At 33.8% G+C, this 18,213-nt stretch carries 15 protein-coding genes; 1 reads left to right on the top strand and 14 read right to left on the bottom strand.

Translation table 11 applies throughout. The annotated features are described in order from the left end of the window. Position 1 precedes the first annotated feature (1 nt). From WFY05_RS01740 to WFY05_RS01730, 3 genes are all read right to left on the bottom strand, one after another. Positions 2–2,143: an AAA family ATPase gene (locus WFY05_RS01740; RefSeq protein WP_340110995.1), complete on the bottom strand. Its 2,142-nt coding sequence runs from the start codon at positions 2,141–2,143 to the stop codon at positions 2–4. Between the two features lie 295 nt (positions 2,144–2,438). Then, on the bottom strand, positions 2,439–2,903 hold the full coding sequence (locus WFY05_RS01735; protein WP_340110994.1) for a hypothetical protein: 465 nt from the start codon (positions 2,901–2,903) through the stop codon (positions 2,439–2,441). A gap of 3 nt (positions 2,904–2,906) precedes the next feature. After that, on the bottom strand, positions 2,907–3,371 hold the full coding sequence (locus WFY05_RS01730; RefSeq protein ID WP_340110993.1) for a hypothetical protein: 465 nt from the start codon (positions 3,369–3,371) through the stop codon (positions 2,907–2,909). 512 nt (positions 3,372–3,883) lie between these two features. Between WFY05_RS01730 and WFY05_RS01725 the strand changes: the two genes are divergently transcribed. Then, positions 3,884–4,135: a hypothetical protein gene (locus WFY05_RS01725; protein ID WP_340110992.1), complete on the top strand. Its 252-nt coding sequence runs from the start codon at positions 3,884–3,886 to the stop codon at positions 4,133–4,135. A 97-nt stretch (positions 4,136–4,232) separates the two neighbouring features. Here WFY05_RS01725 and WFY05_RS01720 read toward each other — a convergent pair whose 3' ends face one another. The 11 genes from WFY05_RS01720 to WFY05_RS01670 all read right to left on the bottom strand — a co-directional run bounded on the left by WFY05_RS01720 (position 4,233) and on the right by WFY05_RS01670 (position 18,137). Further along, positions 4,233–4,775, bottom strand: a complete 543-nt coding sequence (locus tag WFY05_RS01720) for a hypothetical protein (protein WP_340110991.1) — start codon at positions 4,773–4,775, stop codon at positions 4,233–4,235. Positions 4,776–5,183: 408 nt separating this feature from the next. Next, positions 5,184–8,588 (bottom strand): CHAT domain-containing protein, encoded by a 3,405-nt coding sequence (locus WFY05_RS01715; protein WP_340110990.1) that lies wholly within the window; start codon positions 8,586–8,588, stop codon positions 5,184–5,186. A 23-nt stretch (positions 8,589–8,611) separates the two neighbouring features. Beyond that, complete coding sequence (locus WFY05_RS01710) at positions 8,612–9,172, bottom strand: hypothetical protein (protein WP_340110989.1); 561 nt, start codon at positions 9,170–9,172, stop codon at positions 8,612–8,614. A gap of 448 nt (positions 9,173–9,620) precedes the next feature. Continuing rightward, a complete protein-coding gene (locus tag WFY05_RS01705; protein WP_340110988.1) occupies positions 9,621–9,887 on the bottom strand; it encodes a hypothetical protein in 267 nt (88 codons plus the stop codon). A 3-nt stretch (positions 9,888–9,890) separates the two neighbouring features. After that, positions 9,891–10,493 (bottom strand): hypothetical protein, encoded by a 603-nt coding sequence (locus WFY05_RS01700; protein WP_340110987.1) that lies wholly within the window; start codon positions 10,491–10,493, stop codon positions 9,891–9,893. Between the two features lie 580 nt (positions 10,494–11,073). After that, the gene (locus WFY05_RS01695; RefSeq protein WP_340110986.1) at positions 11,074–11,637 is read right to left on the bottom strand and encodes a PIN domain-containing protein; all 564 of its coding nucleotides are present in this window, start codon (positions 11,635–11,637) and stop codon (positions 11,074–11,076) included. Beyond that, positions 11,627–12,082, bottom strand: coding sequence for a helix-turn-helix domain-containing protein (locus WFY05_RS01690; protein ID WP_340110985.1), 456 nt, complete (start codon positions 12,080–12,082; stop codon positions 11,627–11,629). The genes WFY05_RS01695 and WFY05_RS01690 overlap by 11 nt, the downstream gene beginning before the upstream one ends. A 371-nt stretch (positions 12,083–12,453) precedes the next feature. After that, positions 12,454–12,687 carry a VOC family protein gene (locus WFY05_RS01685; RefSeq protein WP_340110984.1) on the bottom strand — a complete coding sequence of 78 codons (234 nt, stop codon included), beginning with the start codon at positions 12,685–12,687 and terminating at the stop codon, positions 12,454–12,456. 261 nt (positions 12,688–12,948) lie between these two features. Next, positions 12,949–13,326, bottom strand: coding sequence for a cupin domain-containing protein (locus WFY05_RS01680; RefSeq protein ID WP_340110983.1), 378 nt, complete (start codon positions 13,324–13,326; stop codon positions 12,949–12,951). Positions 13,327–13,431: 105 nt separating this feature from the next. After that, a complete protein-coding gene (locus WFY05_RS01675; RefSeq protein ID WP_340110982.1) occupies positions 13,432–14,034 on the bottom strand; it encodes a nuclear transport factor 2 family protein in 603 nt (200 codons plus the stop codon). A gap of 200 nt (positions 14,035–14,234) precedes the next feature. Then, positions 14,235–18,137 carry a hybrid sensor histidine kinase/response regulator gene (locus tag WFY05_RS01670; RefSeq protein WP_340110981.1) on the bottom strand — a complete coding sequence of 1,301 codons (3,903 nt, stop codon included), beginning with the start codon at positions 18,135–18,137 and terminating at the stop codon, positions 14,235–14,237. Between the last annotated feature and the right edge of the window lie 76 nt (positions 18,138–18,213).

Here is an 18,213-nt window from a genome sequence, read left to right as displayed (position 1 = left end):
ACTAATTCAATGATTTAATGATTAATAAATCCATTGCAAGATTATCAGCTTCGTCAAAAAAACCGGTTCCAAATTGTTCACTTAGTCGGCCATCATCTTTTATTTGAATATTTTGTACTTGAGGTTTACCGTTAGGACGCTTAGTTTTGTCATAATTAAAAATGTAATTAAGAGAAATATTTTCTGGAGATAGTTCTTTCTTTGCAACTAGTGTTTGTAGCTTCCTTACAAAGTATTCACTATGCGTTTCAAGAATAAACTCTATGTTATAATCTTTGTTCGCATCTGCAATCATTTCTGCGAATAATGACTGATATCTTGGGTGAAGATTTGTTTCAGGTTCTTCTATTGCAATTGTTGATTTTTTATAACGAGATAACGGTTTAATTATTAATGGATGATTAATCTCTTTCATAATTGAGTCAATAATATTTAACTCAATTTGCATAATGACTGGAAGTAATTGCGTAATGCCGTACCCTTCATCAGCTAGTAAAGTTTTTCTATCTCCATTAATAATGTACACTTCGACTTCTGTTCCATCTTCGGTAACTTTAAAACTAATATCTTCTCCAATATCAAACTTATTCAACCATTTTCTTAAAAAGGTCCCTTCCTTGTATGAGTTATTGTTCTTAGTATCCAATTTACGATCACTTCTTGACCTTTCATCAATTATTGTCATATAGCGTCTTATTAATTCTGAAAAAAAGGACATTTTCCCCTTCAATGAATATTTCCTGTGCATGTCAGCTCTAATGGCTTCAATAAAAGTTAAGTTCGAAAGGAAAGAAGGTAATTCGATTAATGTTTCTTGTAGTACTGCAACATAAAAACTCCTTGCAGCGTTCAATTCTTTTGTAGTTACATATTCAATATATTCTTGTGTTGCTGGGTCGGTGAAGAAAACATCTCCTTTTATTCTGTCTTGACAAAATTGTTCGTCAAGATAGGTATTAAAAATGACCAAAAAGAGGTAAAAAGTTTCGAAATCAGCCGGGGGGACTAACATAATCTTTTTGTATTCTCGATATCCCATGCTTGGCTCCACAGTTAGGTTCACAGAATTCCAAGGTGGATTGTCCATGGTCATATAACATTGATGAACTAAACTTAAAAAGGTTGTATTTTGGTTATTTATTGCTTGGAGAATTCTTAATATTTTACTGTCACATTTTCCTTCCATAAGTAAATATTCATTCTCTTTACTTTGATAGTACTCTCTAAAATCTAATTTTCCGCTATTTTTAAAATCATTAGCAATAAGTATTAATCCTTCCCTCAATCTCTCAAAACCGTCTTGTCCTTTTTCATCTGTGATTTTCTTTTTTAATTCTTCAGTTTTTTCCATGAACCATACATCTATGTCATCTTCTTTTGCTTCATCAATTATATCAAGAAGTGTAAGCGGAAAAAGTAATCCTTCTTTCGTATTTATATCTTTAATGGAGTCAATAAATGTGCTGGCACCATCTCTATTCATAATATTATTCTTTGAATTAATGATGCTTTCAAATAATTCAAAAGTTTGATAATCCAAGCCATTTTTATAGGATGAAAAATCAGTAAAACCTCTCTTGCTGTCCCAATTTTGATATATACCAGCGTCTTTTACAAACCTGTTATAAGAATCATTTCTATCAATGAAATCAAAGAAGTCTTTTTTCATTTCTATTCCATTCACCTTCAAAGTGTAATTATTTTTTATATCTAGATGGAATAATTCAACATCTTCTTTGAATATCTTGATATAGTCCAAATCCACTTTTTGTAATAGATCTTCCTTTTTGAAATTAAAAGAAAATTCAACATTAATTTTAGAAGCTAGTAGATTTGAGTACTTGGAATATGAAAAAACAATATTATCACGATTTGAGTATCTGGACAATGTATCTTTGAAAGAGCCTAACTTGTGTTTCCCTTCAATAAAATTTAACGAAAAGTCTTCAATTCGATATTCCTGATTGTTTTGGTATTTAAATTTGAGATCTGAAAATGTGTCGTTTAATAAAATCAATGACTTTATTAGGGAACTTTTTCCCGAGCTATTACAGCCAGTTAGAACTGTAATTGGGGCAATCTCAAATTCAGCTCCCACATTATCAAAAACTCTAAAATTTTTTAAGGAGAAAGTGTTATTCATGTATGTGGAATATTAGTGAAACATAAAAATAAAACAATTCGTGTAATGTTCGTAAAGCTTCGTTGATGATTTATATTTTGGTTTGATTGAGTTGTAATCTTTCAATTAATAATTTGTGAACCAATTCCTTTTCCTCTAACGAATTTCTTGTTTCTCTGGCGTTCTTAAACCTGTGTTTTAACATAATCTTTCGTTTTAACAACAAATTTATTCCAATTACCTGATTTGATTCATTCAAGATTATTTGAAATCCAAATTCATCAAGTCTTTTTATATTGGTTGCGATTTTCATTATTCAATTTAATGTTATTATTCCTACTGACTCAGCCCATTCAAGGATAGCTTTTCGACTATTTGCGAAATAACATTCGTCTAAGATTTTATCGACATAATTTTTGGTATATTCTTTATCGATCTCAACATTGTTTTTATTACACGTTTCTAATAGAGTTTGGGTTAGGAATTGACGAACTAAATCCATCGTTTTGGCTCTAGTATATCTGATATTACGACCAACCTCAATCTCCTTTAAAAGCTCTTTGGTCTTTTTGTGGTATATCAGAATTCCACAAAGTAAGGTACATGCTGTTCCCTCTGCAATTTGTTCAACAATAACGATATCATGAATTTCCCGCATTCCAACCATATAATTAAATCCAGAACTAGCAGTATATGATTGATAAATATTCATCCCTGTGGATTCGCTATATCCAATAGGTTTAGATATTCTTTCTATCCCAGATTTATTATCCTCTTTCATATTTCATGAGTTTAAATATTTTCTAGATTGCTGAAGTAACATTTGTCTTTGGTCGGTTGAGAAAGCGGTATTAACCAATTTGTCAATTTGCTCACTAATTTCTGATTCATTAAGTAAAATCCCATCCTTTTGTGCAGCAGAAATCAATAGATCATTTAGCATTGTTCTAACCTCTAATTTTATGAAGTATTGGCTATAAAACTGGCAATGATAACTTTTTTCACATAGTAATTCTTTTGTCTTTAAATTGAAGATTCGAATCCCATTTATAAACGTACGTGCATATCCCTGACCAACATCTTCTTTAACCAATAGTCCTTCGATTAATCTGATCTCATTCAAATATGTATTACCAGCCAACGATGTGTATCCATTTCCAATGAAAGCATTAGTGCTTTCAGAATAATTGAAGTTATTTGTTTTTTCAAGTCCTATTTTTCTAAATAATGCAATTCCCATATTATCCATTTTCGTTTTATTGAGATTCTGATGCAAACATAAAATCCATCTATGCAGTCTATCTGCATTGATGAATTTTAATCAAAAGAGGGAAGCTAAATAGTTCGATTATATTGGATCGGTTAATCTGTAAAAGATAAGACCTAACAAACTAAATCCATTAAAATTTGAGAGTCGTGGATATTTAAACTAAAGGTTAAAGCAAGATCCCAGATTGGAATGTCAACCAGCAATCATAACCGATTTTTTTGTTTAAATATAAACAAGTCGTGTTCCCCTATGTATATAGAGCTACCACTTTCTTGAAGATGACCCCCTTCGCTATTTATATAAAGTCTGAAGGAAAGTTATGGAATTATTTCGCCTTTCACAGTTGTGTGAAAATCAAGTGTTTGTATGTAAATAAGAGAAAGCCAAATATCAATATATACCTTGAACGTAAATAAATTGTATCGGGGAAAGAGGTTTGTTCTTTAATTGAATTAATAATAATTTTAAAATCTATTTCACAATTATTGATTATGGGACAAGAATTTCTACCTAAGTGGCTTGAATCAATGAAGAACAGAACATTAAAACAAATTGAAAGTGCAGATTCTTGGTCATTAGTATTTTTCGATGAAAATAATTCATCAGTTATTTCAATTTCTAAAAACGATCTTGATTCATTAAAGAAAGGATTAATGGAAATTAATAATTTTGAAGCATTACAAGAACCTTATCTCATTGATGGGTTAAAATTCTTTAAAGTTGAATTTAAGTTTCCCTTCTAACTATCAATAAAACTGCTACTAATTATTCAATGCCTATTAATCTCAAAGTATTTTTGTGATTAAACTCTTTACAAGTTACTGTCTTCTATAGCAATATCTATAAACTACCGTATCTTATTTCCATTTCGCCATTGAATCTGTTGATTTCTAATTCTAAATACTCCTGATAATCCGAATAGTTAAAGAAATATGAATCTTCAGAATTACTTTCCCATGAATATGAAATGTTGTCATTTCTTTCATTATCGGTGATTTCAATAGAACTTTGTATTTGTTTGTAGAATTCTTGAACATTTAAGGTATCAAGCTGAACCTTATATTCCATTGAGAAATCTCCATTAAAAGCCGGACCGAAGGTTTTATGTCTTTTTTCAATTATGGTAAATTTCGGAAAATTCAATCCTGTTTTAGTTTCAATCTCAGACTTGGTACCTCTTTTTATATATGTATAATAGTACACATACCCTGATATTGACGTCAATGAAATGATTAATAAGGTCATTGGAGCGATAATAGTTAAAATGATGCGTGGAGCCAATCTCGGCATTTTCCACTTAATTGATAAAAAGAGGAAAAGTGGTGACAATAGTATCCACATTAGTATAAGCACGAAAACCTGTGTGTTTTTTTTAACAGTCATCAATCGATGATTTAGTCGTTGTATTCTTGAAAATTAGTTCGTTTAAAATTAAAATATTATCATTTAATAAAGGGTAGAATATCCAAAAATAGTTGGTATATCACACCAATCTTTCACATATTAGGTTGCAACTTCCGACTGTTAGGGGAGCAGACAGGATTTAGAGGTCAATTTTTGACCTCTTTTTTTTGTTATAATCTTTCAGAATTATTGATATGAAAGGGATAGGAAATTATTTCAATTTATTAAATGAAGGTTGCAACTAAGCGATTCAAATATATCGGATTAATTATGCAATTGACTTAAATGTTAGTAAATGAATGAGTTATAAAGGTTGCAAGTCTTGTCAGGGTAAAATGATTTTACTTGGTAGATATCTTAGACAAAGAATGGTGGTAATTCAAAATCCTATTCATCAACACCTTGAAAAATAAATGAAGCCCAAAAATATGGATTTCTGCTAGTTTCGTTAATAAATATTAATTGCATATCCCTGAAAGCTTCATAGAAACAGTTTTTATCATCATTCAAGTTATTGTAAAAACTAACCATCATTTGTTGCGTTTCTTCGTCGCTAACTTCCCACAAACTCATAACTAATCGATTGGCCCCAGCAAGCTTGAATGCCCTTCTTAAACCAAACACTCCTTCGCCGTTATCAATATCACCGAGAGCGGTCTCACATGCAGATAATACTACAATTTTAGTGTGGCTTAAATCCATCAGTGCAATATCCATAGCTGTTAACAGGCCATTTCCCATTTCCTTGGGGACCTCTTTGAAGCTAAGCCAGGCATTAAATCCCGCAAGCACAAGCCCAGAACGAAGCATTGGATTTTGAATTGTCGAAAGCTGCTGTTGGTGATAACTCTCAGAATCTACGAGTGCAACTTCTATGTTTTTCAATTCTGTCTCTTTCGGCATAAAAAACCCATGTGTGGCAAAATGCAAGTACTCTGGAGATGATAATTCAAGTACTCTTTTTCTGTTGGCATCCTGATGAGTAATTGGGCTGACCTTTAATATCTTACCTACGTCTTCAGCTTCTTGTTGCGTCCATTTAAGGTCTTTTGCATGCTTTAATCCCCCAATCCTTTCCGGTTTACGTCCTTTTGTTGCAGTATCAAGTTTTTCCCCAAGGTCAAAATCAGGGTTGGCAATAATCGCACTTTCCTTGTAGCCCCCTTCATCCTGGTGACTTTCCATCGGAACGAGATCTCGTCCAGAGTTTAAATAAAGTATTTTATACCTTTCAACAACAAATTTACCACCATCTAGTAGTAATGCTTCAAACGGGAGTCGGTGGAGTTCACCATCAGGTACAAGATATAACCTATTGCAGTTATCAATACTATTAATAATTGGCTTCAGCAGAATTGATGATAATCGGTTAAGAGACTTTGTTAAATCCTTATCTAAAGCTGCATACAAATCATTTTTCGATTGAATAATTGATAAAATATCCTTTATTAAATTATCAATAGTATCAGCACTTCCAAGACTGAAACATTTAATATTATCAATATTACCGCTAAACTGTAAAAAAGCAAGATACTCTGAAGCACCATATTTGTTATCTTCGAAATTGAAACGTTTGAACTTCAAGAATTCAATCAGTACATCATTGCTTTCGAGTTTTGACGATATATGCCCTCTTAGATCTTCATTGAAAATGTTATTGTATAGATCATCAGAAGAAGTTTTCTTCGAAATGATTTCTTCTAATTCAATTTTGCGTTTATTATACTCATTTAGCGCCTGCTGGTAGTCAGCCACTGGCAAGGATTCAAATCCCTCGAGTTGCAGGTGTATCAATTTTCTTTTTAATTCAGTTAGTTCTTTGAACGAACTGTCAAGTTCGGATGGTGTGTCAAGTTTTTGGAATTTATTTTGGCCAACTAATATATCTCCGACAAGTGCTTTTCGTTGTAAAATCAAATTCATCCCAAAAATGACCGCATCAGGATCATTTATAAGATACTGTGTAATTACGGAAAATATCTTATCGATATCAATAAATACTCTATCCAAGAACTTGAGCTTTTGCTGATCCCCTCCCAAAAAAAATGATTCCTTGATTAGTTTATCATCAATCTCCTTTGTCTGTTTATAAAACTTTAAGGCTTCCTTATAACTACCCTTTCTAACATTGAAACTTGCTATTTGATACCTGTCGTTTCTCAGAATTGGATGCTCATCACCCAGAATATTCTTAGTTTTTATAAAAACATCTTTAATGATTGCTTCTGCCTTCTCAATTTCACCCTTTTCATCATACAACCAACCTAAATTAAACATCGTATTTAAGTAAAGTGGATGGGATTGAGAAAATAGCTTTTCATAGATCTCAAGCGTCTTATTTATACATCTCTCTGCTTCAGCGAAATCACCTTTCTCTATTAAACAATGACCAAGTTCTGCCAAATTTCCAGCCGCCTCAGTACTGAACTCACCATAACTATTCTGATTTATCTTTAAAGAATTGCGGATTAGTTTTTCTTGTTCATCAAATTCCCCACGTATACCCATTAGGAAAGCAATATTCATGTCTACTTCGGTAATAGCTGGATGATCCTCACCCCAATATTCAATTCTGATATCCCTAGCCTCATTGAAATATTCTTCTGCCTTTTCATAATTATTGACTCTCATGTAGTATACTCCCTGGTTTTGAAGGAATTTAGCAAGCTGTTCACCTTTTAATTTGGCTCTTATTGATTTCTCCAGGTCTGCATCGTAAAAGTTTTCTGCACTTTCCACATTTCCTTCCTTAAGTTCTAGGAAATTCTTATAATATTGGAAGTGGACATATTCATCACTTTCTTGACCAAAACATTTGATAATTCGCTCTTCAATTTGATTATTGTACTCTCGAACACTCGGAATATCTTCTTGTATCAATTTTAATAAAGACAACTTTTTCAGGACTTCAATGGAAAATCTGTCATCGCCTTTTATGATATTTAATAATTCCAAGAAGTGATTTTCAGCTGCTCTAAATTTTGAGTTTGCAAAATAACTTTTAGCTAATTCAAACAAGCATTGGACATAATAAAACCCTGGGATATTGTCATATTTTGACCAAATTCCCAAAGCTCTTTTAAAGGATTGTTCTGCCAATCTATGATCATTTTGTAATGTATATATTCCTCCCAGATTATACTGACTAAGTGCATAATCAGCACTTTCACCTCCATAGGACCTCTTGGTCATGCGATCAACTTTCTTAGCCAAATGAACGACTTCGCCCAATTTATTATTCAGAGCATATTTTATTTGTTTGATAAAGAGATTGAATAATTTAGTTTTATTTAGTAACTGGTTAATAATAAGTAAAGTAGGTATGGACCAAATAAGATAATAGACCCACACAAATGATTTATTGGCCGTGAATATAATTACAAATAGAAGTATAAAAGTAATTAGATTCAATATAGTCCTAACAAGAAAATATTTAGCAAAAAACTTCGGTTGAAAAAGTAATTGTGTATTCTTAGTTTGTGTCACTTGATTGAATAGTTCGATTGCCAGAGGGTCCTTCAGAGAGATATAGTAACTCATAGGTTTTCTATCCCCCATTAACATAGCATCTTCGTTTTCCTTACTTAGAGATAGTATATTATGAATTACCCTGAGACATCTTTTATTGATAAAATGCAATATCGTTTCAAACAAGGCCAAAACCGAAAATGAAATTGCAACAGGAACAATATAAGACTTAAATTCTCCTTGGAAGAGACCAATTATCGGTACTAAGAGGAGTAATATCCAATAAATTACAACTGTTTTCTTCCTGGGATCAGATTGATTCATTTATATATTTCATTTGTTTCACGTTAATCCGCTGGTGTAATAAAGGGTACAAGAAAAGTATACGCCGGTAATAATAAAGCCCCATAAAGTTCTCTATACCAGTCAAATGTTTCTTTAAATGGACCGCCAAGAGCAAAAATCCAAACAATAAAAGCGCCCAAAGAAATTGAAATCTGCACCAATGATTTTACATTGTCTTTTTTAACAAGGACAAGTATGATAGCGAGAAAGCAAAAGAAAAATATTATCCAGTTGATGACGCCGATCGAATCAGGCTGTGTTTGTGCTGACCTAATAATTGTATCGAACGTAAGGTATAGAGCAATGATTTCCGCCGGAATATATTTCATTAACCGGTCAGAATAAGTGTCTTCTTTTTCCGTCGGTTTTGAACCTATTTCAGCAATGAGAGTATCCATTTTTGCCTCTGCTGCAATTTCTTCTTCGCTTTTTTTAATGCCGCCTCTTTTTGTGGTTATTTGTTCTGCTTCCGTTAGCAACGACGAGATTAATTCCTTCTTTTTCTTATCATATTCTTGGTTAATCTTATCAACTTGTCCCTTAGTAACAATTTTTCTAGCCATGATTAATATTTTTGGTTCATAAAAGTTTATTCCTGAATAAGTTCCAACTTCAATCTCTTTTTCACAATTAGTATGGTTTCAGTAACATATATGCAGTCACATCAGATTTAAGAGTCCATTATACAAGTTAGAAACTTTTAACGAATTAAACAACAGCTTGTTAGGGGGTGTAGGGTGTTTTGAGGCTTATTAATTCGATATAAACTTTACTTGCGAGAAGAGTGAAAATAGACGCACAATCAACTAGTAAAGGTACCTAATCATGCATTAAGATGGGTTCAATAAAAATAATGTTGTTGCCACAAATTATTCCAACAGTAAACTCAAACGACAGTTCAGTAATTGAAAAAAATTACAAAGAATCAGGATCTTAGCAAAAGTGATTTAACAGAATAAACCCAAAAGACGCTATAATATTTTAGGATTTAAAAACTTTACGGAATTAATGTCAGATTAATTTTGAAGCAATTTCAACCAAAACATTAACTCCACTACTGATCTTTTTTATCGCATCAGCCTTTTGTGTATTTGATTTTGTTGCACTTTTTACCTCTTTCAGCACTTCTGCTAGATTTTTTTCACTGATACCTGTTTCATTTACTAGTGTGATAATTTCATGATCGTTTAACCGGGTTAAACTTGAAATTCGATTGACAAAACTTTCAAAAGTTTCATTATCGGTATCTTTAGCGATTTTTTCCCAATCTATTGGCATAGCTTAATTATTTAAAATTGAGTTAATTGTACTGTCTAATTCGTTAATGTTATTACTTATCTCTCCTCCTTTTACAATAAATTTATCTATTTCATTCTCCAGTTGGTTTAAGTCAATTTTATTATTTGTAAGGTTTTTGATATCCTCAAATGCAGCAATCCGTTGCTGATTTACATTCACCCCCGACTCAATAAGACTTTTTAATTTAGATGAGGCATTTTCAAATTCTTTATAATCATTATTAAGTTTCGTGATTATCTTTATTCGTTGAGTTTCGAGTGCACTTTGCATCATGTTTCTTCGTTCTGTGATAACTGGAATAATACTTTGGACCATTACCATAAATTCTTCTTCGTAGTCAATTTCTTCGGGGACGTTGTCTTGAAAATTTTCCAAGTACTCGGGAATATATTTGAGTGTAATGAAATCATCTATTCGCTCTCTTTTCTCTTCAAACATTTTATTAATTAACAGCAGGTTTAATTCATGCATTCTGCTACTTTCTTCAATAAGAGTCTCTGTTAATGTAATTGTTTGGACAGGTAATCTTACGCAAGAAAAAAAAGTCAGGATAATAAACAAGAAAAATAGTTTGAATGGTTTCATGGAATAAGCATTATTATACGATGTTATCTATTAACTAATTTAAGGAGCTTTTTAACTAGAGGCAAGTATTTTAGAAAAAGATTTAACGAACTGATTCAAAGTTGCGTATTTAATTTTTGATATTGCTCTTCCTATTTAGAATTTCACTCTTCAAAACAAACTTCACATTTAAAGTGGATAAGCTTACAAGCTATCAGTCACTAATGATCCGAATAAATAAAAAAAGAAAGTTATAAAACTCATTGGCTCAATTAACCTATTATTGGTTAAAATTAGTTTAAGTTAGGTGGTAATTCACACCAACCTTTCACAACTTAGGTTGCAACTTCCGACTATCAGGGGAGCAGCAGTACAAAGAGGTCATTTTCGACCTCTTTTTTTTATCTAAATTTTTGAAAACCTTGCTGGTATTGAGAAGTACCTCCATCGGTTTTTTGAATTCATAGGTTGCAACTTTTGAAAATATTAGAGAATATTTAGTTCTCCTAATAATGATGACTGAATTTAATCGATTAGTTTTTAGTGTTTTATGATAGGTTCAAGTCTGATTAGGTTATTTGAAGGTTAATGCGAATTGAAATTATAGAAGTGAATGAATATAATTTGCAGAGTCTACCAGCCCAAGTTTCCTAAACCTATCTAAAATCTGAAATTCATCTAAATCAGGATTAGTTCGATTGAACACCAAATCTTTGAAAGCCTGAATTGCACGCTCTTGATTTAAATCGATTATGTCAGTAATAAAATCGTCAACACCTTTTACTTTTAGACCAAAAGTCGCCAGGTATTCTTTAGGAAAGTCTTTTAGGTTGTTTGTTACAATGACATTTGCATTTGTTTTTATTGCAGCAGCAAGAACATGTCTGTCTTTTGGGTCAGGTAGTTCAAGTCCATCAATTAATGGTTCATAGTTTTCTACCAATGCATCTGGAAATGCCAATTGTGCTTTGTTTATTCTCTTGTTTGCTTCTTCTTCAGGAACTCCTTTTCGAATCATTACATCTTTCCATTCATCAAAGATGTGATTACTCCATTTTGGGGTATAAAGTTCATAATAAGCAAACCAAAATAGTAAATCACGGATGTCAATTGGATAAATTACATTCGTATCCAATACACAAGTAAATCGAACGCTATGTATCATATAATCCTGATTCTTCGTCAGACTTCATTATATCAATCAGTAATTGCTTCTGTCTGGCTTTCATTTCCTTTTTATATTTGATGATATCCTCATATCTAATTCTTCTGTGTTTACCTACCTTAGTAAATTGAATTTCACCTTTTTCTAATAATTTAATCAAATGAGGTCTGGAGCATCCTAAAAGTTCTGCTGCAGCTTGGGTTGTCATCTCAGTTGCAATTGGTACAATGGAAACAGGTCTGCCCTTGCTTGTTTCTTCAAGAATTTTTGCTAAAAGTTTTAAAGCATTTAATGGTATCCTTATTTTCTCAGAAGTTTCTTCAATTTCAATCTCTGGATTTTCTGTATCTAATTCTTTCAACATTGAAACCAAAGCATCATAAGATTCCATAGCAGTTTTCTGCTCTTGTTTTGATGGTCTTTTTATATCTTCAATGAATTCCATAGCTATTAATTTTAAATTGATTGCACAAATATAAACGAAACAAACGAAAAAATGTTTCGAATATTTCGTTTATTTTAATTCTTAATTTGTGATTGAGAATTATTCTACGGTCTGAAATCCATTCTCATCATTTTAGAGATATAGCTAATGTAAGCTATTCCTTTTAATTAAACAGATTTGGGTTCTCAACAATTGACAATATAAATTGGTTAAGTCAGGTGGTAATTCACACCAAACTTTTACAAATTAGGTTGCAACTTCCAACTGTTAGGGGAGCTGAAATAAAAAGAGGTCAAAAATGACCTCTTTTTTTATTCAATTTTTGAGATGAAACTCATGTATCCGGGGTGAGTTCCTTGAAAATTTTTTATCTACTGATGGTCATTAACTTCAATCCAATAGCCGTCAGGATCCTGAAAATAGATTTGTCGGACTCCGTCAATTCTTGTTTGAAATTTCATGTTTTTCCCTGAGAACTCTCCGTATTCAATACCTTTTTCACGTAAGAATTCCAGGTAACCATCAAAATCATTTACGGTAAAAGCGAAGTGGATAAACTTATGTAGTTTTATTTCGGTATTGTATTCAGTGACGTGGAGTTCCATCTTATTGCCAAGATCAAAAAAAACTGCGGGCAGGGGGGGTATTCTCTCCCCAGGGTGTTGGTACTTCCCTGAGATGCAGAATGTTTTTATAAAATTCTTCACTTTTCTCAACATCCTGAACAACAATACTTATGTGGTCCATCTCCATGCTAAAGGATTGAGCGATAGAAAAGACCGGGCTAAGAAATAATGCTATGATGAACACCAGATTTTTCATACTTCTTAATTGAATGAGTTAATAACTCTGATCCCTTATTGTCATTAGCCTCCCATTTCAGCCATCTTTTTGCCAACATGATCCATCACTTCTTTAAATTCGTGCGCCGGATTAAAATCAACGAGTTTAATATCATCCTGCACAATGGCCGTATGTCCTGCAGGTAAATAATAAACGTCACCGGTACTGATTACCTCTTCATTTCCATCGTCGTAAATCACTTTCATAGCTCCTTCCAGAACATATCCCCAGTGCGGACAGTGACAGCTATCGTGATTTAGTCCCTCTAACAAAGGTGTAAAATCGGTTCCTTTCGGCATTACATTAAAACCAGCTGTCATCCCGCCAAGACCTTCCAGTGTGCACATTTTGGTATTTGGGCCTTCCATTACCACGTTCATTTTTTCTTTATTAAGTTTCATAATGTATTTGTTTTTAATTGATGAATTGTTTGTTGTGATTTTGAAATTAGCGATTGAATTATATCAATCGCTATTATACTACTACCGCGTTCCGGGGAACATTACTTATCCTTCTTTTATTGGTGAATGGTGCTCGTGAACCAATTTCCATTGACCATTGGTTTTTACAAATAATAAAGTAATTAGATTATTGATTGTAATTTCTCCATATTCCTTATGCTTCAGGACAAAATCTGAGACAAAGGTTAAATTTGCTACATTCCCATAATATACCGCAACTTTCAAAGTTCCCTCTTTAGCCGCAAATTGTATAACTCCATCTTCTTCTAAATCTTCCCCAAACAACTGACGTTCATTGTGTTCATTGCCCGCACTGTCAAAAGTTTCTCCTCCATTGAATTCAACAAACTTGGGACCGTAGGCATGAAATGAGATAAGTTGGTCCATATATTCACTATCATATCCTTTCCCTGCTCCGTCTGTTATACTTTGAGCAATGGCACTAAAAGTTTCTAACACCTCTTGCTGCGCTTGCTGATATTCATTGCTAATTACGGCTGAATTGGAGGATGAAGATGCACTCTTGGTTAATAGTGCTTCCTGAGAAGTCATTCCTGATTCCTGTACATTGTCATCATCTTCTGAACACCCGGAAAAAAGAATAGAAGATGCAAGAACTGCTGCTAATAATACATGTTTTGTTTTCATAATTATAATCTTTAATGTTTAACATTTGTATTCGAATTGCGATTTGATTGAATACCTTACCATTGCAAGATTACGACAATGGCTTTAGCACAACATGTACTATATTTTCAAAGCTTTGGAGTATGTCTTAAAAGTTAAAAAAGCTTGTAGTATTTTTGCATGACAAGCATGGGGGAGTGCTGTATTTGTCAGGTTGTCAGTTATTTGGACATTGCGCTCGGGGCAAATCCAAATTCCTCTTTAAATGCACGGCTAAACCAGGCCGGATCGTTAAAACCAACTTCGTACGCTATTTCGGAGATGGTATCATCAGTAGTTTGAATCAGCTCTTTTCCTTTTTGTAAACGAATGGACCGAATAAATACTGCCGTAGATTTCCCGGAAATTGCTTTTAACTTTCTATAAATTTGCGATTCGCTTAAACTCAATTCATGGGCAAGTTGCGCAGCTCCGAACGAATGATTACTGATGTTCGCGTGAACAATCTTAATCACTTTCTGAAGGAATTTTGTTTCCGGATTTTCCACCCGTTTATTTAAGATGTTGCCAAAACCCGTGTTTTCAAATTTGTGTCGCAATTTTTTTCGCGATAAAATCAATTGATCAAGACGGGTAAATAGCTCAACCGCAATAAATGGTTTTGCCAGGTAGGCGTCGGCACCATGCGATAGTCCGGCAAGGCGGTCTTTAATAGCAGCTTTGGCAGTAAGCAGAATAATAGGAATATGATCGGTTAGTTCATCCGATTTTAAGGTTGCACATACCTCGAAGCCATCTTTCCCAGGCATCATTACATCGCTGATAATAATATCCGGGATTTTACTGGTTGCCATCTCAATTCCCTCAATCCCGTTTTTAGCATGAATGGTTTCGTATTTCCCGATCAGACTTTTTTGTAAATAATAAGCAACATCTTCGTTGTCTTCAATAATAAGCACAAGGGGTAAATTCGTATCTGTTTTTGTTTGCTCTACAATTGCCGGTTCATAAGAAGAACTGATAATTTTATCTGCTAATTCTACCTTGTTTTCTTTTACTTTCTCAGCTTTATTGCTGACAGGAATTTCAATAATAAACGTACACCCCTTTTCTACGTCACTTTCAACACGAATGCTCCCACCCATCAACTCCACAAATTCTTTACTCAGCGCCAATCCAATACCGGTTCCCTGTTCGTCTCGAGCCGATGAATTACCGACCTGATAAAAGCGATTAAAAATATGGTCAATCTCTTCTTTTGGAATTCCAGGTCCATTGTCTTTAATTTTCAGACAGAAGAATTCGTTTTTACCTTTTGTAATTTGGTTAAGGTGAACAATTATTTTCCCTTCGGGTGGAGTAAATTTAATGGCATTCGACAGCAGGTTGGAAATGACAGCAGATAATTTCTTTGAATCGAAATCCATTATTAATTCGTCAACCTCGGAATAAACGGTTAGGTTAATCTGCTTCTTCTGTGCCAGCGAATGAAAACTCTCGCTCATGTATTTTACAAAGGGAACCACATCGGTTTGCACCAATGCCAATTTCATATTTCCGCTTTCTATTTTTGCCAAATCCAGCATTTCGTTTACCAGTTGCAACAGTCCTTTACTATTCCGTTTAATCATTTGCAATGATTTTTCGGTATCGGCAAACTGTTTGTTTTCCAGATCTGTTTTTATGGAATCTGTCATTCCGTTAATAACTGTAAGCGGAGTTCGAAACTCGTGTGTTATATTGGTATATAAAGTATTTTTTACCTGGTTAATTTCCTTTAATCGCTTACTCTCGGCAAAGGCTAATCTTCTCGAAAGTTGAAAACGGTAGAATCGATCGGCAAAAGCGATGGCAAGGACCAGATAAATAATGTATGCCAGCCAGGTTCTCCACCAGGCAGGCTTAATCGTGAATTGCACAGACTCTGTTTTATCGCTCCACACCCCATCGCTGTTGGCAGCTTTTACCTGGAAATTATAAGTGCCGGGCGATAAATTGGCGAACCGAACCATTCGTTCATTCCCGGCATTTATCCATTTGTCATCTATGGGATCGAGCTTGTATTGATAGCTGTTTTTCCCCGGATTGCTGTAATGTAGTGCTGTATATTTAAATGCAATGTCGTTCTGCTTATGCGTTAAGATTAATTCATCCGAATTTTTATTGTTGGTTAAATAATTCTCTTCCGAAATCAATAATTCACAAATATTTACCTGCGGAGGATAAGGATTTCCTGTAACCTGATCTGGATAAAACGAAACTAATCCATTATTGGCACTCAAATAAATTTGATGATCACTGGCCTTTAAAATTCCTCTGTTGTAACGGATTAATGGTAGTCCAATAGAAGATATTTTACCGGTTTCAGCATTAAATTTAGCAGGTCCCATGCGAGTTCCAATCCAATAATTGCTTTCACCATCTTCCACAATATCTACAACATCATTGCTTGGCAGTCCATCCTTTTTGGTGTATTGAACAATAGTACGATCGACAGGATTTAAATGTATCAGACCTTTTTCCCAGGTACTAATCAGTAACCAACCTTTTTTATCAATTAACAGGTTATACATTTTGAAGCCTTTAAGATAGGAGCTAAACTTTTCTTCCTCCCGGTTATATAAATATAGCGTTCCCTCTCTGGCAAAGTCCGATGCCCAGATTTCTCCATTTGAATCAATTCGAACTATATTTTGGAAAATATCCCTTGAAGAATTGTCTGTTTCACCCACTTTAACAGGAGTAAATTCTGTCTTATCCCGGTTCGACCGAAATATACCTCCCGGACCGGTGCCTAACCACAAATAGCCTTCCCTGTCTTCAACAATACTATAAGGTGTGTAACTAAAATCATCCACTCCATCATCGTTTCGGGTTAATTTAAAATGAGTAAATTTTCCTGTTGCCAAATTCATCCGGTCTACGCCACCATCTCCTGCCTGCTCTCCGTATGGACCACCATTGCCAAGACCTAACCAAAGTGTTTGTTTATTTTCCTGATAGGCTGAACGCACCCAGTTGTGTCCTAAACTTCTATTGTTTAACTTATCATGCAGATAGTTTTTGATTTCGCCGGTTTTTATATCCATTCTACTAAGTCCGGATTCTTGAGTCGAAACCCATAAAATTCCCGGATTTATAGATGATTCGTAGGCAACTTCCACATTCGTAAAACTGGTATTCAAATTATACTTGCGTTCAAAAAGATCGGTTTTGAAAAGACCACCACCCATAAATGCTCCAATCCATAGATTACCCTGCCGATCTTCATATATGGACGATAAAAGTTGAGGATTAACCAGGTTAAAGGTGTAGTTTTTAACTGTTCTGGTGGCAGCATCAAAATAATTGATTCCCTTTCCAGTACTACCGATCCAATAAGCTCCATTTTGGTCCTGATGTAGGAGTTGTACGTAAGGAGCACCACCAAATACCTTTTCTTCGGTATAGGGCGCATGCAACTGATCAGGTTTGTCAGGATCAAAGCTCATTCTGCGGATCGATTCATTTTTGGTATCGTAGATATGAAATCCGCATTTGTAGCTGCCAATTAATAACTGACCGTTCTGATCTTCATAAAGTGCACATATCCGGTTATCTAACAAACTATTTGGATTTGAGGGATTGTGTGAAAATCGTTTTACCTTCCCTGTGCGAATATTGTATCGAACTAATCCTGAGGCTTGGCCTGAAACAGTAGAGTTTGTGCCGATCCACAGATTATTATTTCGATCAACTAATAAATGCTCAATCCTGTTATTGATAACATTTATTGAATCAGAAGGGTTATTTAGAAATCCTGTAAAGCTGTCACTTTCTTTTTCATATCTATATAATCCACCGTTATATGTACCAATCCAAATGTTTTTGTTGTTATCTTCTGTAATCGACCGAATCTCAGTCAGATTAATATTATCAATTTTAGAAGGATATTGATATACACAATCACAATCCGGATTGTATTTTTTTAGGCCGGTATGGGTGCCAATCCATAAATCGCCCCAATGGTCAATATATAAACATTCAATGTAATCATTCCCGACTGAAGAAGAATCTTTCCTTCGAAGGTCATATTTTTTGCTTTCCAAACCATTGTACCTTATCAGTCCCAAATTTGTATTCATCCACATATACCCCTGGTGATCCTGTATAATTTCATATATATCAAAAACTTCTTCTCCATCAATTTCAATGATTACT

This window comes from Maribellus mangrovi (assembly GCF_037646455.1).
Classification (GTDB): Bacteria; Bacteroidota; Bacteroidia; order Bacteroidales; family Prolixibacteraceae; genus Draconibacterium; species Draconibacterium mangrovi_A.
Note: the sequence above shows the minus strand (reverse complement) of the source record. Positions and strands in the feature narration are given on the sequence as shown.